General features: G+C 41.8%; 15 protein-coding genes and 1 pseudogene. 6 read left to right on the top strand and 10 right to left on the bottom strand.

What is annotated here, in order from left to right:
* Positions 1-10: 10 nt before the first annotated feature.
* Positions 11-1495, bottom strand: coding sequence for a RagB/SusD family nutrient uptake outer membrane protein (locus tag BACFIN_RS16465; RefSeq protein ID WP_007749227.1), 1485 nt, complete (start codon positions 1493-1495; stop codon positions 11-13).
* A 97-nt stretch (positions 1496-1592) separates the two neighbouring features.
* Complete coding sequence (locus BACFIN_RS16470; protein WP_007749226.1) at positions 1593-4943, bottom strand: SusC/RagA family TonB-linked outer membrane protein; 3351 nt, start codon at positions 4941-4943, stop codon at positions 1593-1595.
* Between the two features lie 180 nt (positions 4944-5123).
* On the opposite strand from BACFIN_RS16470, the gene BACFIN_RS16475 reads away from it, so the two are divergent.
* From BACFIN_RS16475 to BACFIN_RS21190, 4 genes are read left to right on the top strand one after another with little or no spacing between them, the layout of a single operon-like run.
* Positions 5124-6005: a glycoside hydrolase family 18 gene (locus BACFIN_RS16475; protein ID WP_007749224.1), complete on the top strand. Its 882-nt coding sequence runs from the start codon at positions 5124-5126 to the stop codon at positions 6003-6005.
* Between the two features lie 15 nt (positions 6006-6020).
* Entirely contained in the window at positions 6021-7199 is a 1179-nt protein-coding gene (locus BACFIN_RS16480) for a DUF1735 and LamG domain-containing protein (protein WP_007749223.1), read from the top strand.
* Between the two features lie 12 nt (positions 7200-7211).
* Positions 7212-8657: a BT_3987 domain-containing protein gene (locus tag BACFIN_RS16485; RefSeq protein WP_007749219.1), complete on the top strand. Its 1446-nt coding sequence runs from the start codon at positions 7212-7214 to the stop codon at positions 8655-8657.
* A gap of 8 nt (positions 8658-8665) precedes the next feature.
* Entirely contained in the window at positions 8666-9949 is a 1284-nt protein-coding gene (locus BACFIN_RS21190; protein ID WP_007749210.1) for a hypothetical protein, read from the top strand.
* Between the two features lie 442 nt (positions 9950-10391).
* Here the strand turns inward: BACFIN_RS21190 and BACFIN_RS16490 are convergent, their stop codons facing one another.
* The 8 genes and pseudogenes from BACFIN_RS16490 to alaS all read right to left on the bottom strand — a co-directional run bounded on the left by BACFIN_RS16490 (position 10392) and on the right by alaS (position 22665).
* On the bottom strand, positions 10392-10826 hold the full coding sequence (locus BACFIN_RS16490) for a DUF6078 family protein (protein ID WP_022276172.1): 435 nt from the start codon (positions 10824-10826) through the stop codon (positions 10392-10394).
* Positions 10827-10973: 147 nt separating this feature from the next.
* Positions 10974-13241: a GH92 family glycosyl hydrolase gene (locus tag BACFIN_RS16495; RefSeq protein WP_007749206.1), complete on the bottom strand. Its 2268-nt coding sequence runs from the start codon at positions 13239-13241 to the stop codon at positions 10974-10976.
* Positions 13238-15517: a GH92 family glycosyl hydrolase gene (locus BACFIN_RS16500; RefSeq protein ID WP_007749205.1), complete on the bottom strand. Its 2280-nt coding sequence runs from the start codon at positions 15515-15517 to the stop codon at positions 13238-13240. Before BACFIN_RS16500 ends, BACFIN_RS16495 begins: the two co-directional genes overlap by 4 nt.
* A 43-nt stretch (positions 15518-15560) precedes the next feature.
* Positions 15561-16565 (bottom strand): FecR family protein, encoded by a 1005-nt coding sequence (locus BACFIN_RS16505; protein WP_007749204.1) that lies wholly within the window; start codon positions 16563-16565, stop codon positions 15561-15563.
* Positions 16566-16608: 43 nt separating this feature from the next.
* On the bottom strand, positions 16609-17157 hold the full coding sequence (locus BACFIN_RS16510) for an RNA polymerase sigma-70 factor (protein ID WP_007749203.1): 549 nt from the start codon (positions 17155-17157) through the stop codon (positions 16609-16611).
* A 29-nt stretch (positions 17158-17186) separates the two neighbouring features.
* Positions 17187-19424 (bottom strand): GH92 family glycosyl hydrolase, encoded by a 2238-nt coding sequence (locus BACFIN_RS16515; protein WP_022276168.1) that lies wholly within the window; start codon positions 19422-19424, stop codon positions 17187-17189.
* Positions 19425-19693: 269 nt separating this feature from the next.
* A pseudogene (locus BACFIN_RS23835) lies at positions 19694-19932 on the bottom strand (cell filamentation protein Fic); the annotation flags it as partial.
* Between the two features lie 114 nt (positions 19933-20046).
* Positions 20047-22665: an alanine--tRNA ligase gene (gene alaS, locus BACFIN_RS16525; protein ID WP_007749200.1), complete on the bottom strand. Its 2619-nt coding sequence runs from the start codon at positions 22663-22665 to the stop codon at positions 20047-20049.
* A gap of 172 nt (positions 22666-22837) precedes the next feature.
* Between alaS and BACFIN_RS16530 the strand changes: the two genes are divergently transcribed.
* Together BACFIN_RS16530 and BACFIN_RS16535 are read left to right on the top strand one after the other, a co-directional pair.
* Complete coding sequence (locus tag BACFIN_RS16530) at positions 22838-23806, top strand: M23 family metallopeptidase (RefSeq protein ID WP_032839181.1); 969 nt, start codon at positions 22838-22840, stop codon at positions 23804-23806.
* Positions 23807-23829: 23 nt separating this feature from the next.
* A complete protein-coding gene (locus BACFIN_RS16535) occupies positions 23830-24174 on the top strand; it encodes a MerR family transcriptional regulator (protein ID WP_007749190.1) in 345 nt (114 codons plus the stop codon).
* Positions 24175-24390: the final 216 nt, after the last annotated feature.

The raw sequence follows: 24390 nt of genomic DNA, 5'->3' as shown, positions 1-24390 counted from the left end.
TATTTAGATTTTATTCATTTGACAATCTAGGATTGCAGTCCCACCATATGTGAGTCGACATTTTATCTCCTCCTGGTAACGTACTGACAATTTGCTCTACATTAACTTTATTCGTATTATATTCTTGTTGCGGATATTTCAACCGACGGGCAAATTTACCTTCAGCAATCTCGTTGCTTTTGTTATTAGGAGTGGATAGCAATCTGGGATAACCGGTTCTGCGGAAATCTGCCCATCCTTCCAAACTTAACGGGAAATTTGCAATCCATTTTTGCGTAATGATACGTTCCAGATTAACTTCATTGTCAGCTCCTGACCATTTTACAGAAACTGCGCTTCCCGGTAATGTTACAGTATATGTGTCTTTAGGATCTTTATAACTGCTAGGTGCTGTGGTTCCTTCCAAATAGCTTTCTACGTTACTAACCCCATGTTGACCAAATGACAAACGGATACCTGCTTTATAATAATTTTCCGGTGTGTCTTTGGTATCCCATCCCAACAGGGCAGCTTCTGCTCTCAGGAACATAACTTCGGCAGCATTCATCCACATTAATGGTGCTGTAGCCGCAACATTCATATTTGAATACATTTTGGCATCAACAGCAGTATGCTCGTTTCCAATACGTAAACCATGATAACCGTTTGTTATCGATGAACCGGCAAATGTGCTCTTCAATGCATAAACAGAGCGACGGGGATCTTCATAAGCATTCATGTATGTAAGTAAGTCGGCACCGATTCTGGAGTCTCCCCAACCGAAAATAGTATAAAACGGATTGAGGGAAACTTTCATAAATGCATTATCGTCATTATTCTCCATTACACCAACCTGGCCATTTTCCGTACTGATAGCTTCTTTTACCATTTGTTCTGCCAATGTAGCATCCGCATAGCGAATACGTATAGCCATACGCAGTTTTAGTGAATTGGCAAACTTTATCCACTTTTCAACTTTACCACCAAAGACTTGATCAGCATTCGGAGAAAAGTCATTTGTACGGTTGGCGGTCAAAGTAGTGATGGCATCAGATAATTCCTGAAACATTTTGGTGTAAACATCCTTTTGTGTGTCAAAAGGAGCTGTCAGTTTACCATCCTGTCCTACCTGTGAATAAGGAATAGGACCATACACATCTGTAACACGAACGATGGCTGTTACTTTTAGCACTTCCGCTACTGCCAATGGGATAGGATCGGTAGTGGATTTTTTTACTTCAGCAAGATTGGAGTAAATTTCAGGCATGATATCCAGATAGACCTTTCCGTTCCAATCTTCTGACTGATTAAAATATGAGAACGAATTTCCCCATGTTTTAGAGTCTGCCATATAGCCGCTGAAAACACCTCCCAACAAACATTCGGAGAACTGTGCCAGATGTTCTCCTACAGGCACGATTACACTTTGCATACCCACGAGTGCTGCCCCCAATTTGTGGGCATCCCGTTCCATTTCGTCATCGGTCACTTCGTATGGGTTTTTATTATAATCCATATAATTGTCTGTACAGGAAGTTATTGAGGTTATAGTCAATCCTCCTAACAGAAATAATTTTATAATTGATTTATTCATTGTACTTTAATAAAAGAGGTTAAAACTTGAATCGAACGTTGAATCCTAAGCTGCGTGCGCTGGGAGTCATGAAGTTATCAATCCCTTGGTAATAGTTGCCGGTAGTTGCGACCGCTTCAGGGTCAAATGGTGCTTTACAATACAACATCCAAAGGTTACGTCCTACCAATGATACCGTGATGTCTGCAATTCCCCATAATTTATTTTTAGGAATAGTGTATCCAATAGACGCTTCCTGCAAACGTACATTAGTTGCGCTATATGTATAGTATTGGGGAATACCGTTCTGTGCTCCGACAACCGAATACCATTTTTGTGCATTAATCACATCACTGCCATTTACGGTAACTCCACCGAAATCGCGTGCGGCAGCCGAAGCTTCAGATACTCCGTAATAGTCAAGATAAGACTGAGTTGCAGAATAAACAATGCCGCCAAAACGTGCTGAAAGCATAAAACCGAAGTTCAGATTCTTCCATTTGAAATCGTTACGCCATGAAAGATTGCATTTAGGGAATACACTGCCTAACTTAATATCTTCTGATGCTACACTGGCAACTTCTCCTTTTTCATTCACATATATGTTGCCGTTACTATCACGTTGCAGATCTTTAATGGAGTAAAGGTCTCCTAAGCTGCCACCTTTTTTCAGAACAAATTTAGCATCTCCCAAGCCACCTACTTCTAAACGATCCAATGTTATGATAGCACCTGTTTCCGGATGTTTGTAATTTTCCATCAATTCAAGTATTTCATTTTTGTTGGCACTGAAAGTAACAGTGGAACCCCATCTGAATTTTCCATTCCAATCGTTGTCGTATCCTAAAGATAACTCGATACCCTTATTGCGTACACTACCTGTTTGTACATAAATTGTAGAATATTGAGAAGACACTGAGATATTTGGTTCGAATGTCTGGTTATATGTCTTAGTTGTGTACAATCCTAAGTCGAAGTTGAAATGGTCAAGGAAACGTGCAGTAATACCTATTTCCCATGAATTTGTCTTTTCCGGCTTTAATTCATACATTGGATAATGAGTCTTTACTGCCCATTTTTGTGCTTTCTGATCCCATTCGTATGTAGGATTTGCCAGAAAACGTGGGAAAGGAAGACCTACTGAAGCATAAGAAGCCCTTAACTTCAAGAATGAAATCTGCTTAGGCATCGGTAACAGCTCTGACAAAATCACCGAACCACCAATAGAAGGATAGAAGAAAGCGCTCTTTACAGAATTCGGACCAGCTAATTGTGAAGGCCAGTCTGTACGTCCTGTCAATGTCAGATAATAGGTACTTTTATATCCTAATTCTACACTGGCGAAAATAGATTGTGTCTGTTCACGATAACCGGATTGCGAGCGTTTGGTCTTGTCATTATCCAAATGGAAAACATTGAATACATTGGCAATACCTTTTGTATCACTGATAGGACCTTCATTGCTAAATACATCTTGCTGCATATCTGAATAAGATGCACCGAGATTAGCTTGTAGGCTTAATACTTCTTTAAATGTTTTGTTAATGTTGACCATGAAGTCTGCATAAGTCTGTTTGTCATTGGTTTGGCTGATTCCATAAAGACCGTTCTTTGAATTTTCTACCAGAATTTCATTACTGGTTGCATATAATTTGCGGGTATATCTGGAATCCGAATTATCAACACGTACACGACCTGAAACGCTTAACCAATCCAATATCTTGTAATTTAATGCTGCACTCAACATGTAACGATCTTTATCCGTTTCACGTAAGTTACGATAGGCGATCCAGTAAGGGTTTTGCCCGGTTAGACCGGAAAAATCCTGTGGCCAATATTGAGTGTAGATTTTACGTGTGGTGTCATAGCGTTCATACATCTTAATGTCGTTCCAGTCATCACCACGTGGAAATAAATAAGCGGTGACTAGAGGATTGGAGTAAGTCCCTTGATTGACCATATTGCGGTCGTTTTGTTTAACGTAATTGGCGCTTACGTCCAAAGTCATCTTGTCTTTCAAGAAAGAAGTAGTATTTCGGAATGTAAAATTATAACGATTATAATCATTATTCGGCACCATGCCGTCAGAGTTTATTGCACTTGCAGAAAAGTAAGTTTGATTACGTTCTGTTCCTGTAGAAAGAGCAACAGTTTCGGTCGTAACAACTCCCGTTTGTAAAAAATCATCTACAGGAGAATAACCCATATAATTCGAAGAATTGAGTTTATGCCCCCAACTTTTTTCTACCGAAGAGGTATTGGACAACAAATCCCCCGTTCCGTAACGGTTTTGGAATTCCGGCATTCTGAAAGGGCGCAGAAATTCTGTATTTTGACTTACAGTTAATTGCAGTCGTCCTTCTTTTCCTTTTTTAGTCGTGATGACGATTGCTCCATTGGCTGCATGACTTCCGTAGAGTGCTGCTGCGGCGGCACCTGTCAGTACAGACATGGATTCGATATCTTCCGGATTGATGTCGGCAATAGCTTCTGTTGTTCCTTTAGAGTCATTTTCTTGTCCGCCTTCACTTCCTAAATTGAACATGGGAACCCCGTCAATGACATATAATGCATTGCTAGATTGGTTTATGGCTTTTGTTCCACGCATCACAACTTTACTTGCACCACCAACACCGGAAGATGAACTGTTGATTGTGACGCCTGCTACTTTACCGGACAAAGCGTTGATGAAGTTGGCGTCTTTATTGGTGAGGAGTTCGTCGCTTTTAACTTCTTGCACATTATAACTCAAAGCTTTTGTCGCCCGTTTGATACCTAAGGCTGTGACTACAACTTCATCAATTACTTGTGTGTCATCCATTAACGTTATATTCAAAGAAGTTTGACCGTTTAATGGAATTTCTTGGGTTTTGTATCCGATATAAGAATACACGATAATAGGGCTATTGCTTTTAGTAGTAACTTTGTAATTACCGTTCAAATCGGTGATAGCACCATCGGTTGTGCCTTTAACCAAAATACTGACACCAATCAATGGTTCGCCTTTTGAATCTAATACCTGCCCTGTTATAGTGCGTTCTTTGTTTGTTTGCTGTTGATTGGAATTCAAATCTTCTTTTTCCGACAAATAGATTATATTATCATCTATCTTGTAGGCAATGTTTTTGTTGTTTAAAAGTTTATTCAGGACTTGCTCCAATGAAGCGTCTTTTACTTTGAGAGGATCCACAGCAGTAGTTGACAGTTTGTCATTGTAGAAAAACTGATACTTGGATTGTGACTGAATTTGCTTGATTACAGCTCCTAAAGTTGTACGGGGAGTTGATAAGGTCAACTGTGCAGTAGCCCATTGTAAAGGAACTGCCATAAACAGGAGAATCAATAAAGTTCGAAATAGCTTTGGCTTTCGAAGCGAATGTTTGCTTTCCATACATTTAATTTAATGGTTATAACTTTTTAAAACTCTATAAAGGAGAGTGTCGACTTTCTCTCCTTCTGTTAATAAAACAATAATGATATAATAAACACTTAGTCTGTTTTCTCTTTTTTTTCTAAAAATGAAAATATTGCAATGTATTGTTAAACAGAGAATGATTAAAATACCAAGTACTTGGAGAACTTACGCCAATACAAAGCCGATACGGAACATAAAAAAGTGTACGCGTGGTTTGATAATAGCGAGAAGAAGTCCGTCAGTCGTGCACAGCATCTTGTTGATTTACCCGATAGTCTTGATGTTGTGTCCTTGCTATGTCCAGATAACTTATCAGATTGGGAAATAAGAGAAATGTCAGAAATCCAGATGGAAAAAGGTACGAAAGTGATTTATGACATAAGTTTTGATTCTATAAAAGTTGCTTATAATAGGAAGCAGGGGGATGTTTTGAGTGTAGAACCTGTATCAGAAAGATTTGAAGATTTCCTGATGGATTCTTTGTTGAATGCGTTGAAAATTGTACCAAAATATAATTATGATGGTATTTGTGTGAGTTATACAGGACGGAAAAGTACTCATATGACTGAGGAAGAAAGAGATGAGTATATAATGAATGAGAGTATGTTTACTGGAATTATAAAGGATTGGCATATCCGGAATTCAGGTAAACTGGTTTCGTTCAAAGGAAGACCTCAGAATCTGTACTTCAAAACCTTTTTGAAAGAGTGTGGTATGATTTGGGTATTGGGAACACAAGTTACTAATAAAGACATGCTTACTTATGAATATTCTCTTGCAACGGCGGAAGGTGTAGATGATAGTCCAGTGGGAATGGTAGTTACTATGCCATCGTTGGATACTTCCGATAAGATAACCGGATATCTGGGAAGTGTACTTGCTGCTGATATCGTTGCTGAATGGGCGATATCGCTTCAAGGAGGAAGACAGGTGGGAGGTGTCGGTATTTATAATATCTCAAATGACTACTTCTATGCGGATAAAAACTATAAATATACCAAGAAAATAATTTCATCGCTTAATCCGTCAGTTAAATAAAAGGAGGTTTTTAATATGAAGAAATATAACTCAATTTTCAGTCTTTTTGTATTGCTGTTGGCAGTAAATGTAGTATCCTGTCAGGACGATGCCGAGAGTTTTGACAGCAAGGTGATTACCGGAGATGTGTCCAAAAAGGTTGCAACACATTTGCTTAAACCCGGTGTAGACGAAATGTTGCAGACTTTTCAGGCTACCATTCCCCAGCCGGTGGAGAGTGATATACATATTGTATATAAGGCAGAACCGTCATTGGTTACAACATATAATGAGATTTATTATGATGCAGCTGTTGCGCTGCCGGAGGATTACTACGAAGTAAAAGAGTCGAATGTCATAATTAATAAGGGAAGTGTTGTTTCTACTGATGTTGTATTGCATTTTAAGGACTTGACGGCGTTGAACAGTAATTTGGTCTATGTATTGCCTGTAACTGTAGCTGAGTCTGATTGGGAACTTTTGGAAAGCGCACGTACAGTTTATTATGTATTTAAAGGTGCTGCATTAATCAATACAGTGGCCAATATAAAAGAAAGAAGGTTGAAGCCGAATTTTCTTCACGCCGGTGTATTGATAGGCTTGAAGACAATAACGGTAGAAGCACTTGTTCGTGCCGATGAACTGAATAATAAAATCAGTACTTTGATGGGAATAGAAGGAAAGTTTCTGCTCCGTTTCAGTGATCAGGGACTTCCGGGAAATCAGCTTCAGCTTGCTACGACTTCCACTAATGCTACAAATCCCAACTGGACAATAGAAACGGGGAAATGGGTACATATTGCTTTTACTTATGACGGAAATACCGGGCAGTCGGAAATGTTTGTGGACGGTGTGTCAAGGGGATATGGGAATAAAACTATTCGTACCACGGTGAATTGGGGATACTCTTATCCGGTGGAAGAAGAAACTGAACTTAAACGCGGTTTCTGGATTGGTTATTCTTATGAAGCTGCGCGTTATTTGGATGGTGATATTTGTGAATGCCGTATTTGGAATCGTGTTTTGACAGTGGAGGAAATTCAAGCTAAGAATCATTTTTATTATGTGGATCCAAAGTCGGAGGGTTTAGTTGCTTATTGGAAATTTGATGAGGGGCAAGGGATGAGCATAACTGATTATGCAAGTGGAAATAATCTTACTGCTAATAAGGATTTGACATGGAAGCCTCTTGAATTACCGGAGAAAAATCAATAATGTAGATCAAAAATGAAGAATATGAAATATCTGAATCTATTAAAACTGCAATGTATGGCTCTCCTGATGTTGGGAGGCCTGTTTATTTCTTCTTGTACAGAAGATGACATGACAGTGGGTACTGTTGATGAAAAATTATATGAATTTCATGATGATTTATTAGGATATTTAACTGATAGCCAGGGGAAACAATTGGCCTCAAATGTTGAATTCAGATCATCCGGTGATTTGTTATTGTATCTTAATCTGACAAAAAAAACGACATCGGATTGTGCTGTGTCGGTTGTTTATGACGAAAACGTGCTTGAAGACTATAATGTCAGAAACTCTGCTTCGTATGAATTGTTTCCCCAATCACAAGTAATGTTACCGGAGGAAGCGGTATTGGAAGTGAAAGCCGGTGAAAAGAAATCTTCTCCGCTTCAGATTTCTTTTGTCTCAAATGGTGAACTTTCAATGGATAAAAAATATGTTATTCCTTTGAAAATAAACGTGATTTCCGGTAATTTGGATTTAGTGCAGGAGGAAAATACCTGGTTGGTTTTTGTTACAGACAAAACCGGCATGCCTGATTGCAACAAAGCAAGCGGAGTTAAAATCTTCAGTTGTATGGAAGTAAATGACACCAATCCGCTCAATAATTTAAGTTTCACCTTGAAGAATAGTAAGAAGTTGCTGATTGACGCTTTGATTATGTTCTCAGGCAACATGATGTATAATCGGGAGACCGGCCAGGTTACAATGAAGTATAATGCTAATGTACAGGCATTGCTTGATAAAAATGAGCATTATCTGAAACCTTTACAGGATCATGGGATGAAAGTATTTATGGGTATAATGCCCGATCATGATGGTTCGGGTTTATGCAATCTGGCCCCTGAAACTTGTCGGGAATTTGCTTTGGAAATTAAGGCGATGTGCGATGCCTATAATTTGGATGGTATTTTTCTGGATGAAGAATATGCTGATTATAATGATTATAATTTATATTTGACGGTTCCCGGATTTGTCAGACCGGCTGCATCGGCCTGTTCGCGTCTTGCCTATGAGGTACATAAACTTCAGCCTGAAAAGGACATTGTAGTATATGCTTATGGTACTATTTTTAGTTTACCGTCAATATATGTGGATGGTCGCACGATACAATCCGGTGAGTATGTAACTTATGCAGTGCGTGATTATGGGGTGGCCGGTAATATGAGCAGTTCTTTCCCGGGACTACCCAAAAGTAATATGGGATTATATTCTCAAGAGTACACCGGTAGATTTATAGCAAAGAAGAGCCAATTGCAATGGATGGTCGATGGAGGGTATAAGACGCACATGATTTTTGCTATGGATCCGTATAGATTGAATTTTGAATATCAACAATTACCTTCCATGCAAGATATTGCAGAAGTATTTTTTGATGATGAACTTGTATATGATGGAGTGAAATATCCTAAGGATTGGGAATAATATTATATATGAAAATAAAAATAGATATGAGTATGAAGATTATATATAAAACCATGTTGATGACTGTTGTGGTACTGTCATTTTTCAGCTGTGGTAATGATGATGAACCGGGAATAGATACACCGCCTTCGAATCCTGAATTGATGGTTGCTGAAGATGCATTATTTGTGAAAATCGGAGAAGATACCGACGCCGAGCTTGAAATATTGCAAGGTGGTGGCGAATACAATGCTTTTTCGACTAATGAAAATATTGCAAAGGCGGAAGTTGTAGACGGAAAGATCATGATAAAAGGTATCAGTATTGGTAAAACTTATATCGTGGTATCCGATAAAAATGGTTATTATGAAAAGAAACCGATACTGGTAGGCCTTACAGATGTAATAGAATTGGATAAAACAGAAGTGGAGATTGAATCTCTCCTTAATATATCAGCGTATGCAACAGTTAATATAATAGAGGGTAATGGCGGTTATAAGGTTGTATCTGATAATCCGAAAGTAACTGTTTCTGCTTCGGAAAGCGGAACGATTACCATAATGGGAAAGCCAGAAGACATAGAAACTCCTACAACTGCAGCTGTTACCGTTACTGATGTTTTGGGCATGATATCTGTATTTGACGTTTGTATATCAGCGCATCGTACTGATGTTCTCAAACTAGACGAAACGAATGTGGAAGCAGAAGGTGCTGTTGGAAAGTCGTTCGCTGTAACGATAAACGTTGTAGATGGTAACGGCGGCTATAAAGTTGTCTCTGATAATCAGGATATACAAGTTTCCGTAACTGCTTTAGGAGCAGTTAAAATCACAGGTATACTTAAGAATTCGGATACAGACCTTGTTGCTACAATTACGGTTACTGATATTCTGAATTTGAAGGCGACTTGTATCATACGTGTTCTTCCGACAGACAAGACTTATACAGAAGAAGAAATACAAGCGATTGTTGCCGATAACTCGCGCCGCTATTATTTGGATGACAATGACCAAATTATAGGAGGATTGGCAGTTAGCTTTAAAAATGAGCAACAAAATGGGCAAGTAACTTATGGATGGGAATATTACAATGTTTATTATTCTTTATTAACGTTTAGCGGTGATAAGAGTGAAGGAAAAAAGATGGATGCTTCTTTCTCATATTATAGTTATTTTTATCCTAATTATATATATTACCAGAATGAGCCGGTAACTTTAGAGATTATAAAAAATGATGGCAGGCGTATATGGGGAATCTTTTCATTCATTAAAGATGAGGTTTCACATAGAGGGTATTTCTGCGATTCCATTTAGTCAATTATGAGATAAATATAACATTTGTATAAGGCAGTCTCCTTTTTCTTTGTTTGATACAAAACAAAGAAAAAGGAGATTTTTGTTTCTGTTTACTTCAGATGTATTAATAAGGGTTATTCCTAAAATAATAAAAATAAGGCAACTAGTTTATAACGGGTTAGTTGCCTTTTTGTGTCTTTAAGCATTCAGTGCGACAAGAAGTCGTACAAGTCATTGCTATAAGCTATAGCCAAAAAGCGGGTAGTCGGGATAGGCTTTGGGGGATGTAGGGTTACACGGATATCATACGGAGGAACATCTCAAGGTGGCATTATTTCCTTGGTTTTAATGATTTGTGCCACCGTAGTGGCATGACTGTGCTATCACCTTGTCACAAGCGTGCCACCTCGATGGCATAACTGTGCCAATAGAATGTTACTGTCATAGCATTTAAAGCTTGTCACCAATCATAAGCTTCGATATACTCATCGAACTTAGGTGGTTGTAAAACACCACAATATTTAAGGACATTCAAAACTTGCTGCTGCTCGGCAGGAGAGAGTAAACGTTCACCTTTGCGGACACGATAATAGGTTCTTCGACTGAAAAAACTCATTAAATGTATGATTACATTTTCCATTTGCTTATGAGGCAGACTTTCCAAGATGCCGATGAATCCTTTTGCATAGCTCGCTTTGATATTGGAACGATAATAAGGACAATCTCCTTTTGTAGTAGTTAAACGCTTGGGACTAATAATTGTCCAATGTTCGACCTTTTCCGGTATACTTTGTTCGGCGAGTTGTCTAAGGCATATGTCGGCTTTCGGACATTGCCGGTTAAGGCACATCGAGTATTGATAAGGAACTTCTGAAAAGTCAAGTTTTTCTTTCATGCTCATGAATTTTGTTTGTGTGAGCAAAGGTAGTGAAAAAGTAATTAAGAGAAGATAAAAACAACCTGAAAGTAAGAAGATACTTTCAGGTTGTTTTTTATCAGCCGGAATCTTGATAAATAGGATTTTATTATGTCTTAAGTTTTTTTATTCTTTAGAAAAAGAATAAGGCATATCCTCTTCTTTCGTTCCTCTGTTCTTGTTCGGTTGGTTGCTCATATCTACTTTGATAGTGCCACCTTTGAATAAATCTCCATGACAAAGATAATTCTTGGTATAATCGGTTCCGTTGAAACTCATGGAGTTGATATAGAAATTCTTTTTGTTGTTGTTTGGAGCGTCAATGACCAGACTGTTGCCGTTCTCAAAATGAAGTGTGGCTTTCTTGAACAGCGGAGCACCTATGATATATTCGTCCGTTCCCGGACAAACAGGGTAGAAGCCTAATGCCGAAAATACATACCAGGCGGAAGTCTGCCCGTTGTCTTCATCACCACAATAGCCGTCCGGTGTCGGAGTGTACATCCTGTCCATAACCTGACGTAGCCAGTATTGAGCTTTCCAGGGCTGACCTGCATAGTCGTACAAATATATCATGTGCTGGATAGGCTGGTTGCCATGTGCATAGTTCCCCATATTCATAACGGTCATTTCACGGATTTCGTGAATCACTTGCCCGTAGTAGCTTTCATCGAAAACGGGAGGTACGGCGAATACGGAGTCCATCATGGTAATAAATTCATCTTTTCCGCCCATCAGGTCGATAAGTCCTTGAGGATCGTGGAATACAGACCAAGTATAGTGCCAGCTATTGCCCTCCGTAAAGGCGTCACCCCATTTCAGCGGAGAGAACGGAGATTGGAATGTACCGTCTGCATTACGTCCGTGCATTAATTTAGACTCTTTATCGAAAAGGTTCTTATAGTTCATGGCACGCTTGGCAAAGCGGTTGATTTCTTTTTGGGGACGTTTCAACTCTTTGGCTAGTTTATAAATACACCAATCATTGTAAGCGTATTCCAAAGTGCGGGCAGCGTTCTCGTTGATTTTTACGTCATATGGAACGTAACCCAGTTTGTTGTAGTATTCGTGTCCTAAGCGACCTGTTGAAGAAACTTGAGGATGCACATTCTCTGTTCCGTGAAGCAAGCCTTCATACAAAGTTTTTATGTCGTCTACTCTGACTCCTTTCATATAGGCATCTACTAGGACGGAGGCGGAATTGTTGCCAACCATACATCCTCTGTGTCCGGGACTTGCCCATTCGGGAAAGAAGCCGCTTTCTTTGTACGTATTGATAAGTCCTTCCTGCATTTCCTTGTTGATGGAAGGATACATCAGGTTCAATAATGGGAACAGGCAACGGAATGTATCCCAAAATCCTGTGTCGGTATACATATAACCGGGTAATACTTGTCCGTTGTAGGGGCTGTAGTGAATAGGTTTCCCGGTAGCATCCAGTTCGTAGAATTTACGTGGAAAAAGTAAGGAACGATACAGACATGAATAAAACGTACGATATTGATCGAGATTTCCTCCTTCTACTTCTATCTTGCCCAAAACTTGATTCCAGGCATCTTTCCCTTTCTTGGCTAGTTGTTCTATATTGTCTTTGCTCAGCTCTTTCATGTTTGTGGCGGCCTGTTCGAAGCTGATAAAAGAGGAGGAGATGCGGGCGTGCACCTGTTCTCCTTTATGTGTACGGAAGCCGATGATTGCTCCGGCATGGTCAGCTGTTTGTTCGGCAACATTTTCTTGCAGATTGCCATTGGCTACCGTCGCTTTATAGGTAAAAGGTTTGTCGAACTCGATGATAAAGTAATTCTTGAAGTTTTCGGGAACTCCACCGCTATTGCGGGTAGTATAGCCGATAACCTTGTTTTCTTCGGGAATCACTTTGATATACGAACCTTTGTCGAAAGCATCTATTACGATGTATGAATGGTCATTCTCAGGGAAAGTGAAACGGAAAAGGACGGCACGCTCCGTAGGTGCCATTTCCGTCACTATGTCATGTTCGGCGAGATATACTTTATAATAATAAGGAGTAGCTGTTTCTCCTTTGTGTGCAAACCAACTGGCACGTTTCTCTTCGTCAAATACAGGCTTTCCGACTATCGGCATGATGGAGAATTGACCATAGTCATTAATCCATGGACTGGGTTGGTGGGTCTGTTTGAAACCGCGGATCTTATTGGCAGTATAGGTATATTGCCATCCGTCTCCCATTTTTCCTGTTTGAGGAGTCCAGAAGTTCATTCCCCAAGGATGCGCAATGGCCGGATAAGTATTACCTGTTGATAACTCGAAAGTAGACTGAGAACCCATTAACGGGTTTACATACTGCGTCCAATCTTTTGCCTTGGCAAAGAGTGTACAACCAAGTACACAAGCAATTAGTAATGTTCTTCTCATGGTATAAGTGTTTTGTTATTAGGTTTGTCGCTCATATTGATTTCCATTGTTCCACCATTTGCTATGTCTTGGTGGTTGAAAAATGGAGTATTCAGAGACTCGCCGTTTAGTGATATGCTTTCGATGTATTTATTCTTTTTGGAATTGTTTTTTACTATTATACTGAATGTCTTGTCTTCGGGCAGATTGATCACTGCTTTGTCAAACACGGGACGTCCGATGGAATATACCGGTTTTCCCGGACACACCTGATAGAACCCCATGGAGTTGAGAACGTACCACGCAGACATCTGACCGCAATCCTCATTACCGGATAATCCGTCTACACTGTTGGCATACTGACTGCGATAGACACTATCTACCAGTTCTTGTGTCCTCCACGGGCGATTTACGTAATTATACAAATGGATCACATGATGGCTGGGTTCGTTGCCATGTGCATATTGACCGATAAGTCCGCTGATGTCTGACGATGTCGTTTCACCTTCGAGTGATGAATCGGCTGTGAATAACGAATCGAGTTTCTGGGCGAATGCATCCTCACCGCCCATCAGATTGACCAACCCGTCTACATCATGAGGCACAAACCAAGTCCATTGCCAGGCTGTTCCTTCACAATAATCATCGTTGCGGTGGGTGGATGCACGCGGATTGAACGGGATGCGCCATTCTCCTTTCGAGTCAAGTCCGCGCATGAAGCGGGTTGATTTGTCGAAATAGAATTCGTATGCTTTGGCAAAACGTTCATATTTGGCTTTGGATTCAAAATCGTTCATTGCTTCTGCAAAAATAGAGATACACCAATCGTCATATGCGTACTCCAAGGCTTTGGCTACAGACTCATTTTCACGGTCGCAGGGAATATAGCCGATGGAATTTTTATAATATTTCGCTTTCGGCATGAGATGCGGAAGTACCAGTTCCGGGCATTGAATGCCGGTTGTATCATATTCGGCTGCGCGCAGACAGGCTTTGTAGGCTTCTTTGGCGTCGAAATTACGGTATCCTTTCATATAAGCGTCTACAATGACGGGGACTGCGTGGTAACCAATCATGGTTCCGGTATAGTTGGAAGCCAGGTCCCACATCGGATATATTCCGCCTTCCTGGTGTTTCTTTATCAGTGAATTTATAAATTGATTGTTCAAATCGGGGGCGATAATTGTCATTAACGGATGCAATGCACGGAAGGTGTCCCATAATGAGAATACCGTATACACCGGGTTTATCGTATCTCCCTGATGTACTTCGAGATCCATTCCTAAATAACGTCCGTCCGCATCGCTGAGCAGGTTCGGGCTGATTCCCGTATGATAGAGGGCAGAGTAGAAGATGGCTTTATCTTCTTTGTCCGAGGTAGTAATGTCTATTTTGGACAGATATTGATTCCACGCCCGACGTGCGTCTTTGCGTACCTTATCGAAATCCCATCCCGGAATCTCTGATTCGACATTCTTGCGTGCCCCTTCCATGTCGACGGCAGAAATCCCTGTTTTTACAAGCACCTGTTCGTCCTTCTTTGTCTCGAAATGCAGTAGCGCTTTGCATATGGGAAGCCGTTTACCGTCATCCATGGTAATGGAATCCGCAATCAATGTATAAGAGAATGGTTTGGAAAATTTGGCATAGAAATTAATATATTGGTCGAAAGCCCAATAGGTCGTTTTTTTATGTCCGCAGATTTCCGTATCACTGATTATTTCGATTTTCATTTCCGAGTTGGTCTGGCGTTGCAGGCTGTAATCTAAATCAATGATGAAACCGGATTCGGTACTTTCGGGAAAAGTATAACGGTGGATAGCTCCACGTTTGGTGGCTGATATTTCTGCTTTTACCTGATAAGTGTCCAGAAAAACAGCATAATATCCCGGTTCTGCTACTTCATTCTCGTGGGAAAAAGAAGAAGCATAGGCTAGTATTTGACTTTGAGGATCGGTAGTCAGGTATTGTTGTTTGCCGACAGTTGGCATAAACAGTACGTCTCCGTAGTCGCAACAACCTGTTCCACTGACGTGTGTGTGGGAGAAGCCATTGATAGTAGAGTCGGCATAATAGTAACCGGAACAAGCATCCCATCCGTCAATTCGGGTGTCCGGACTAGGCTGAATCATGCCGTGCGGAACTACTGCTCCGGGGAAAGTATGACCATGTCCGCCGGTACCGATGAAAGGGTTGACGTGAGCACTATAGTCTTTCGTATTCGTGGGGGCTGTACAGGAGCTAAGTGTGAATAAACCTCCTAAACATCCTACTGTTAGGAATGTTTTCAATTTCATGGTATTAATAACTTTTTAGTTTTGTCGTGATACCTTGTACTTCTTATTTGGGAGAAATAAAGATATTGTTTCCGACAATTTTATAATTAATAGGTATGGAGTTCTGCAATGATTTCAATACGGATTCGATGTTGGATTTCCTTTTCAGTACACCGGAGTAAGTTTTATCCGGTTGTATATCGGGAGACAGTATAATCTTTACATCATAGAAACGTTCCAATGTTCTGGTTATTGCAAATATATCCGCTTTTTGGAATGGAATCAGGTTGTTATGCCATACTGCATCTAACTTGGCATCTACTTGTTTCACGGTCAGCCGTCCGTTACTTTTGTTCAGTTCCGCACGCTGTCCGGGAGTAAGGATGATTTGTCCTTCTTCTTTGTTGCCTTTCACTTCGATTTCACCTTCAATCAAGGTGGCTTCGGCTATCCGGCAACGTTTGTCGCATTTGAAATTGAATGTTGTCCCCAATACACGTACGCACATGGCGTCACTTTGTACTGTGAATGGCTTGTGGCGGTTTTTGGTTACTTCGAAGTAAGCTTCTCCTTCCAAATGCACATTACGCTCGTTTTCGGAAAACTCACGCGGGTATTTTAAGGTAGCCGAGTTGTTTAGCCAGACTTTAGTACCATCCGGCAGGACAACTTCCTTCACAATACCTTCACCGGCAACTGCAACCATCATTTGCTGGTCGGATCCATTATGAGACCAATATCCGATTCCACCGCTGATGGCGAATATTATAGCAATGACTGCTGCATATTTCATCCAACGATGTATGCGCAGTATTTTATTCCGTTTCCCTTGCTCTTCGTCCAATTTCTTATAAAGCTGTTTTTCTGCACGAAGTATCCGTTGTCCATCGGTATATCGGCCGAATTTACCTAAATGATAAATTTCTTCCATACGAAATAACCGGAGGGCATTTTCTTCCGATTCCTTCATCCAAGCGTTCACTTCGATAAGTTCCTCTTCGGAACATTGTCCTGTCAGATATCTGTTGATTATATCTTCACTTAGATTACTCATTTTCTTTTCCTTCATATTAATAATACAATTCAGGACATAAAAACACTTATCAGTCTTCTCATAAAAATAAGAAAAGAATTATCCAAAGCGGATCGAGGCGGCTGCGCAAGTACTTCAAGGCCTTGTACATATGAGCCTCTACCGTGCGGAGTGAAATACCGAGAACATCGGCTATCTCCTTGTTTTTCATTTCGTGCAGATAGCTTAGCTTGAAAACTTCCTTGCACTTGTCCGGCAATTCATTAATGGCGTTGTAGATCTCTTTACGGAGTTCTCTGTCTTCAATTCGCCGGATTACTTCATTGTTGTCCGGCTGATAGAATTCTGCACGTCTTTGGTTGATTTCTTCCATAGCAGCACAGTAGCCGTCTTCCACATTGCGATGTTTCAACACGTTGAGGGCACGGGTGTAGACGGCACGGTAGAGAAAAGCCTGTATCTGGTCGCCTATCTCTATGCTGTCTTTCCGTCTCCATAGCTCCACAAAGACATCCTGTACCACATCTTCCGCCTCCTCTTCCCCTATCAGGCGGGTGGCGTAGAAGATGAGGCTGGGGTAGTACTTGCGGAATAATGCTTTGTAGGTTACATCGAAGTTTTCATTCATTCTCTCAATAGATATTAGTTCAGATATACTTAAGGCCGTTTTTCTTCGAATATGACTCCGATTGTTTTTGGGGTACTGCCCATCTCGAATTCTACGGTGGCTCCACTCATGATTTGTTCATGGGTGATATACGTTTTGTCGTAGGGGTGTCCGTTTACTTTGGTTGACTGTATATAGATATTCTTCTTGTTTACATTAGGAGCCAGTACGGTAAATGTTTTACCGTTTGTCAGATGCAACTGCATTTCCGGGAAGAGCGGGGTTCCTATTTCGTACTTGCCGCTGACCGGATTTACCGGATAGAAGCCCATTGCGCTGAATACATACCATGCCGACATTTGCCCGCAATCTTCGTTGCCGCAAAGACCGGCAGGCTCGTTCTTATAAAGTTCGTTCATTACTTTTGCCACGTAATATTGAGTCCGTTCATTGAAGCCTATTGAGTTGAAAAGGTAGATAACATGATGGCTCGGTTCGTTTCCATGTGCGTATTGACCGATCATTCCCGTACTGAACAGTGGAAGTTCGGCGTCTGCTGCTGGATGATAGGTGAACATACTATCCAGTTTCTCGGCAAATCTGTTTTTGCCGCCTACAAGGTCTATCAATCCGTCGATATCGTGCTGTACTGACCAAAAATACTGCCATCCGTTGCTTTCGCAGATGTGTGGAGTATAGTCGTCGGCTTTGAAACCTTTGATAAAGCGCCCCTTGTCATCGCGCGGTTGCATGAAAGAGGTTTCCGGGTTATAAAGATTTCTATAGTTCCGGGAACGTTTGTAGAATGTGTCCGCAATGTCTTGTTTGCCCATCTTCTTAGCCATTTCGGCAATACAGTAATCATCGAAGGCATATTCCAAGGTTTTAGATAATGACCAGTTCTCAGCGTTGTAATGGTCTGTCACGTTGTAGGGAATATATCCTAATTCTTTGTAAAGCCCGATACCGCGATAACTGTCCAGATTAGCGGTCGCAACACAAGCGTTCAATGCTTTCTCCGCATCAAAATCACCGATACCTTTCAGATAGGCGTCTGCGATGACAGGAACGGCATGATAGCCGATCATCATGTCTGTTTCACTTCCGTAGAAGTTCCATACCGGCAACCGGTTATTTTGCTCGTAGAAGGCAATGAAAGATTTTATCATGTCGTTGACGCGCTCCGGCTCTGTGTAAGTGAAGAGAGGATGGGCTGCACGATAGGTATCCCACAGGGAGAAAGTGCTGTAGTTCACCCAGCCGTCTGCCTGGTGCACTTTCTTATCAGGACCGTAGTAAGCGCCGTCCACATCATTGTAGATGGTCGGGGCAATCATCGAATGATAGAGAGCGGTGTAGAAGTTTACTTTGTCGTCTTCGTTACTGCCTTTTACTTCGATTTTACCAAGTTGGCGGTTCCAATTCGCTTTCGTTTCAGCCAGGTATTTATCGAAGTCGTTTTCGGGGACTTCCGCTTGCAGGTTTTTGGCTGCACCGTCCATGCTTGTGCCGGAAATGGCAGTGTTGACGAGAATTTGCTCACCTTCTTTGGTATTGAAGTCGAAGCGGGCGATGACGGCTGTACCGATACGTTTGTTGTCTTTGATAATAGCCGTAGTGTCCAGTTCCATTTTCTCGAAAGGCTTGGAGAAACGGGTGCGGAAATAGATGTGCTGGTCGCGTGCCCAGCCATCAGAGAAGCGGTAGCCTTGAATGGTAACGGAGTCTACCTTTTCGATATAAGAATCATTAGTGAAGTCCCAATTCATAGCCTTTTTCAAATTTAGGAAGATGGCGGATTGGGCTTCGGGAAAGGTGTAACGTTGGATACCGCAACGTTCGGTTGCAGTCAGTTCGACGTTGATATTGTAGTCTTTCAATCGTACTTGATAATAACCTGCGTAGGCACTCTCATCTTCATGAGAAAATTTGGAATGAATGCCTAGAGGCGCTTCCGCTTCTTTATAAGGAAGGGTGACAGGCATGAAAGAGATGTCGTACAGATCTCCTGCTCCGGTACCGGAAAGGTGGGTGTGGCTGAATCCGGCAATGGTACTGTCCGGATAGAAATAACCGGAGATGCGGTCCCAACCGGGAAGTCCGTTGTCAGGGCTGAGCTGCACCATGCCGAAAGGAGCTTGAGCACCGGGATACGTGTTTCCGGTGAAGTCGGTTCCGATGAACGGATTTACGTACAATGTGTAATCTGTTTCGTGTTTTTCTTGCGTAGGGGTACAGGAAACCAGCATGCAGGTTAACAGCAAGCATAGATAAATAGGCGTTCTCATTGCTCTTTAGGTATTAGTGATTACTTATTTTATTTATTTGAAGGATAAGAAAATAATTAATCTGTTGGCAAAGATAGAAAATCTTTTCTAGATGTCTTATAACAATGAATTTATTTTGTCGGTTTCTCTCGGTTCTTATCTTTAGCTTTTTTATTTAGCGGTTGAATAGTTCTTAAATATTCCTGTTCGACAGGTGACAGTGTGCGTACTTCGAATTTGTGGTATTCTTGGGTCGCTTTATCCATCGCTTGATTATGGCTGACATTACCTGCTCCTTGCATTCGAACCTGTCGGAATTTCCGACAGGTTGATATTTCATCTGATTCTCTTTCTTCATAAATATGTTTGATGTGTTCCACCACATTGGTTCTCGGGTTCTTGAAGTTTGATAAAGATCGGATAGTTGCTGTTAGGAAAGCCACACGGTCTCCTCTTCCATTCTTACTTCTATACGAGTTTGCCCGTCTTCGGTTTGGTATATGATTATGTTACTTTTATTCGGTTCCATATATGTTTTTTGTCATGTGATTATGATAATAAGACACTATCCTCAAACAATAAAGAGAAACTTGTTGTCCCCCAAGTTTCTCTTTATTATAAACTAGACTTTCAGTTTTCTATTTTAGATTCCTGCCAGCTCTATCACTTTTTCAACTGCTGCCGGTAGTCCGTCGGCATTCTTACCTCCGGCGGTAGCAAAGTGCGGTTGACCACCGCCGCCACCTTGAATCAGCTTGGCGGCCTCTTTCACCAAGTTGCCTGCCTTCAGGCCGGTTGCTACGAGGTTGTCGCTCAACATGACTGTCAACATCGGTTTGCCATTGTCCGTGCTTCCGGCTACGAAGAACAAGTTTTCCGTAATTTCACCGCGAAGTTGGAAAGCAATGTTCTTCACCACTTCTGCAGGCAGTGGAGCGCAAAGCTTAATAACCTTGACACCGTTTACTTCCTGTATATTTTTCAACAGTCTTTCTTTCAAGGCTGCTTCTTTTTCTTTCATGAAGTCTTCCACCTGCTTCTTCAAACCTGCGTTTTCGTCAATGTATTTACGGATAGCGATACCCAGATCCGGAGTATTGTTGAAGAGAGCTTTCAAGTCATTGAGGGTGTCTTGAATAGTGTCCAGCATTTCTTCTACCCGTGCTCCTGTGTAAGCCTCGATACGGCGGACACCGGCAGCAACGGAACTTTCGGAGATGATTTTCACCATACCAATGTTTCCTGTAGCAGCTACGTGTGTACCTCCACAGAATTCGATGGAAGATCCAAACTGTATCACACGCACTCTGTCGCCGTACTTCTCGCCGAAGAGAGCGATAGCACCCAGCTCTTTCGCTTCTTCGATAGGAATATTGCGGTATTCCTTCAAAGGAATGTTGGCACGTATCTTGGCGTTGACAATGTGCTCTACTTTGCGGATTTCTTCATCGGTCACTTTCTGGAAATGAGAGAAGTCGAAACGTAAGGAATCCGGTGTAACCAACGAACCTTTCTGTTCTACGTGTTCACCCAAAACTTCACGGAGAGCGGAGTCCAGTAAGTGAGTGGCCGAGTGATTGGCTGCGCAGGCAGCGCGTTTGTCGGTGTCTACACAGGCCATCATCGGAGCTTCCGGATGTTCGGGTAACTTTTTGGTAATATGTATCGGAAGGTTGTTTTCTTTCTTGGTGTCGATCACTTCAATTGTTTCGAACTCGCTTACCAACACACCGGTATCACCCACTTGACCACCGCTTTCCGCATAGAACGGAGTATAGTCTAGTACAATCTGATACAAGGTCTGGTTTTTTTGCCTGATCTGGCGATAGCGAAGAATTGAAGCTTCGTATTCCGTATAGTCGTAACCGACGAATTCGGTCGTCCCTTCTTTCAGCGTGATCCAGTCACCGGTTTCGATTGCGGCAGCGTTACGGGCACGTTGCTTCTGCTGTTGCATCTCTTCGTTGAACTCTTCGATGTTGACGATCATACCGTTTTCACGGAGAATCAGTTCTGTCAAGTCGAGCGGGAACCCGAAAGTATCATATAAGGTAAAGGCGTCTTTACCGCTGATTTCTGTTTTTCCGGCAGCTTTGGTATCTTCCATTGTTTTATCCAACAGACGGATGCCTGTCTCCAATGTGCGGAGGAATGATTCTTCTTCTTCTTTGATTACCTTTTCAATCAATGTCTTTTGTGCAATCAGTTCCGGATAAGCCTCACCCATATTCTCAATCAGCACAGGAAGCAACTTGTACATGAATGCTTGCTTCTGTCCGAGGAATGTATAGCCATAACGGACGGCACGGCGGAGGATACGACGGATCACATAACCTGCTTTAGCGTTGGAAGGCAACTGACCGTCCGTGATAGAGAACGCAATGGTACGGATGTGGTCGGCAATCACACGCATGGCGATATCTTGCTGCTTGTCTTTTCCGTATTCAGTGTCCGACATGGCTGCAATCGCTTTCAGCATTGGCTGGAATACGTCCGTATCATAATTGGACGTTTTGCCTTGGAGTGCCATACAAAGACGCTCGAATCCCATACCGGTGTCGATCACTTTTGCGGGAAGCGGCTCGAGACTGCTGTCCGCCTTACGGTTGTACTGCATGAATACGAGATTCCAGATTTCGATTACTTGCGGATGATCGTGGTTTACGAGGTCACGGCCGGAAATCTTGGCACGTTCTTCTGCCGGACGAAGGTCGATGTGGATTTCGGAACAAGGGCCGCAAGGTCCTGTATCACCCATTTCCCAGAAGTTATCGTGCTTGTTGCCGTTGATGATATGGTCTTTCGGCAGGAATTGTTCCCAATAAGAAGCGGCTTCGTCGTCACGGCTCAATCCTTCTTCGGGACTTCCTTCGAATACGGTTGCGTAGAGATGTTCCGGATTCAGTTTCAAGACATCTACCAGATATTCCCATGCCCAACTGATGGCTTCTTTCTTGAAGTAATCGCCGAACGACCAGTTGCCGAGCATTTCGAACATGGTATGATGGTAAGTATCGTGTCCTACCTCCTCCAAGTCATTGTGCTTTCCGCTTACGCGCAAACATTTCTGAGAGTCCGCGACTCTTTTGTATTTCGCCGGGTGGTTGCCCAAAATAATATCTTTAAACTGGTTCATACCCGCATTGGTAAACATCAGGGTAGGGTCGTCTTTAATCACCATTGGAGCCGACGGAACGATGTGGTGTCCTTTCGACTCAAAGAAATTCTTGAATGAATCTCTGATCTCTTTTGCAGTCAACATATAATGAAGAATTATGAGTTATGAATTATGAACTATGTGGCTGTGGGATATGAGAGAAGGGAGGAATCTCCAATAAATCATAAATCACAGCTCATAAATTCGTAAAAACAGTGCAAAGATAGCTCGTTTTTATTACTTTTGCCGTATTAACAAGCGAAATATTTTCAAAAAGATGCGCAAAGTTTACTATATCTATAATCCACAGACGCAGACATACGATCGAATTTACCCCACCGTACGGCAGCGTGCGCTTAGTATTTTGCGTCGGCTTTTCTATGGTATGGGGTTGGGAGCGGGCTGTTTTATCGTGTTGCTTCTTATCTTCGGCTCTCCATCGGAGAAGGAATTAAGAATTGAAAACAGCCGTCTTTTGGCACAATATAATGTACTTTCCCGTCGTTTGGACGATGCTATGGGGGTACTTCAGGATATTCAGCAGCGTGATGATAACCTCTATCGGGTAATCCTGCAGTCCGATCCCGTTTCTCCCGCCATCCGTCAGGCCGGTTACGGAGGTACGAACCGTTATGAGGAACTGATGGACTTAGCGAATGCGAAACTGGTGGTGAATACTACTCAGAAGTTGGATGTTCTATCTAAACGGCTCTATATCCAATCGAAATCTTTCGATGACGTGGTGGATATGTGCAAGAATCATGATGAAATGTTGAAATGTATTCCTGCCATTCAGCCTATTTCCAATAGGGACCTTCGTCAGACGGCTTCCGGTTATGGTACACGTATTGATCCTATTTACGGTACGACGAAGTTCCATGCGGGAATGGACTTTTCCGCTCATCCGGGAACGGATGTGTATGCTACCGGAGACGGAACTGTGGTAAAGGTAGGATGGGAAACCGGATATGGCAATACCATTGAGATTGATCATGGCTTTGGATATCTCACTCGATATGCTCACTTGCAGGGGTTTAATACGAAAGTCGGAAAGAAAGTGGTGCGTGGAGAGGTGATTGGAAAAGTGGGTAGTACGGGAAAGAGTACCGGGCCGCATCTCCATTATGAAGTGCACGTGAAGGGACAGGTGGTGAATCCGGTGAATTATTATTTCATGGATTTAAGTGCTGAGGATTACGAAAAGATGATTCAGTTGGCTGCCAACCACGGTAAGGTATTCGATTAATTCTAAAAAAAGACAGGGGTATTATGCTTAATACGGATAAAGAACTGAAACTATATTATTCCATAGGAGAAGTTGCCGATATGTTCGGAGTCAATACTTCTCTGCTCCGTTTTTGGGAAAAGGAGTTTCCGCAGATTTCCCCCAAGACTGCCGGTAGAGGAATACGCCAATATCGTAAAGAAGATGTGGAAACAATCGGGCTCATCTATCATCTGGTGAAAGAGAAAGGCATGACGCTTCCGGGCGCTCGCCAACGTTTGAAAGATAATAAAGAAGCTACTGTCCGGAATTATGAAATCATGAATCGGTTGAAGGCGATTAAAGAAGAGCTTCTGGCTATTAAAGGAGAATTAGATGGTCGCAAGTAAAGACGGCATGGTATAAGAATAATAAGAATTAAACGCAGGGATATTCAGTAAATGTTCCTCTTTCTAAAAAATCAAGAGAAAAGCTCACGTAAAGCAAAGCTTTTCTCTTGATTTTTTCGTTCAACTCTCCCAGTCTTCTATCTTTTTTGTAGAATATTGTTTACATATTCTTGTTTTTTCCTTCCCACCCATGCATTATGTACATGTCTTTTTTAG

Origin of the sequence: Bacteroides finegoldii DSM 17565 (assembly GCF_000156195.1) — a bacterium.
In the GTDB taxonomy this organism is placed as follows: domain Bacteria; phylum Bacteroidota; class Bacteroidia; order Bacteroidales; family Bacteroidaceae; genus Bacteroides; species Bacteroides finegoldii.
This window is presented reverse-complemented; position numbering and strand designations above follow the sequence as displayed.

What these genes read in the sequence shown, in the direction of transcription:
- BACFIN_RS16465 (WP_007749227.1), bottom strand. Translation starts at nt 1,495, where the DNA reads ATGGATTATAATAAAAACCCATACGAAGTGACCGATGACGAAATGGAA.
- BACFIN_RS16470 (WP_007749226.1), bottom strand. Translation starts at nt 4,943, where the DNA reads ATGGAAAGCAAACATTCGCTTCGAAAGCCAAAGCTATTTCGAACTTTA.
- BACFIN_RS16480 (WP_007749223.1), top strand. Translation starts at nt 6,021, where the DNA reads ATGAAGAAATATAACTCAATTTTCAGTCTTTTTGTATTGCTGTTGGCA.
- BACFIN_RS16485 (WP_007749219.1), top strand. Translation starts at nt 7,212, where the DNA reads ATGAAGAATATGAAATATCTGAATCTATTAAAACTGCAATGTATGGCT.
- BACFIN_RS21190 (WP_007749210.1), top strand. Translation starts at nt 8,666, where the DNA reads ATGAAAATAAAAATAGATATGAGTATGAAGATTATATATAAAACCATG.
- BACFIN_RS16490 (WP_022276172.1), bottom strand. Translation starts at nt 10,826, where the DNA reads ATGAAAGAAAAACTTGACTTTTCAGAAGTTCCTTATCAATACTCGATG.
- BACFIN_RS16495 (WP_007749206.1), bottom strand. Translation starts at nt 13,241, where the DNA reads ATGAGAAGAACATTACTAATTGCTTGTGTACTTGGTTGTACACTCTTT.
- BACFIN_RS16500 (WP_007749205.1), bottom strand. Translation starts at nt 15,517, where the DNA reads ATGAAATTGAAAACATTCCTAACAGTAGGATGTTTAGGAGGTTTATTC.
- BACFIN_RS16505 (WP_007749204.1), bottom strand. Translation starts at nt 16,565, where the DNA reads ATGAAGGAAAAGAAAATGAGTAATCTAAGTGAAGATATAATCAACAGA.
- BACFIN_RS16510 (WP_007749203.1), bottom strand. Translation starts at nt 17,157, where the DNA reads ATGAATGAAAACTTCGATGTAACCTACAAAGCATTATTCCGCAAGTAC.
- BACFIN_RS16515 (WP_022276168.1), bottom strand. Translation starts at nt 19,424, where the DNA reads ATGAGAACGCCTATTTATCTATGCTTGCTGTTAACCTGCATGCTGGTT.
- alaS (WP_007749200.1), bottom strand. Translation starts at nt 22,665, where the DNA reads ATGTTGACTGCAAAAGAGATCAGAGATTCATTCAAGAATTTCTTTGAG.
- BACFIN_RS16530 (WP_032839181.1), top strand. Translation starts at nt 22,838, where the DNA reads ATGCGCAAAGTTTACTATATCTATAATCCACAGACGCAGACATACGAT.
- BACFIN_RS16535 (WP_007749190.1), top strand. Translation starts at nt 23,830, where the DNA reads ATGCTTAATACGGATAAAGAACTGAAACTATATTATTCCATAGGAGAA.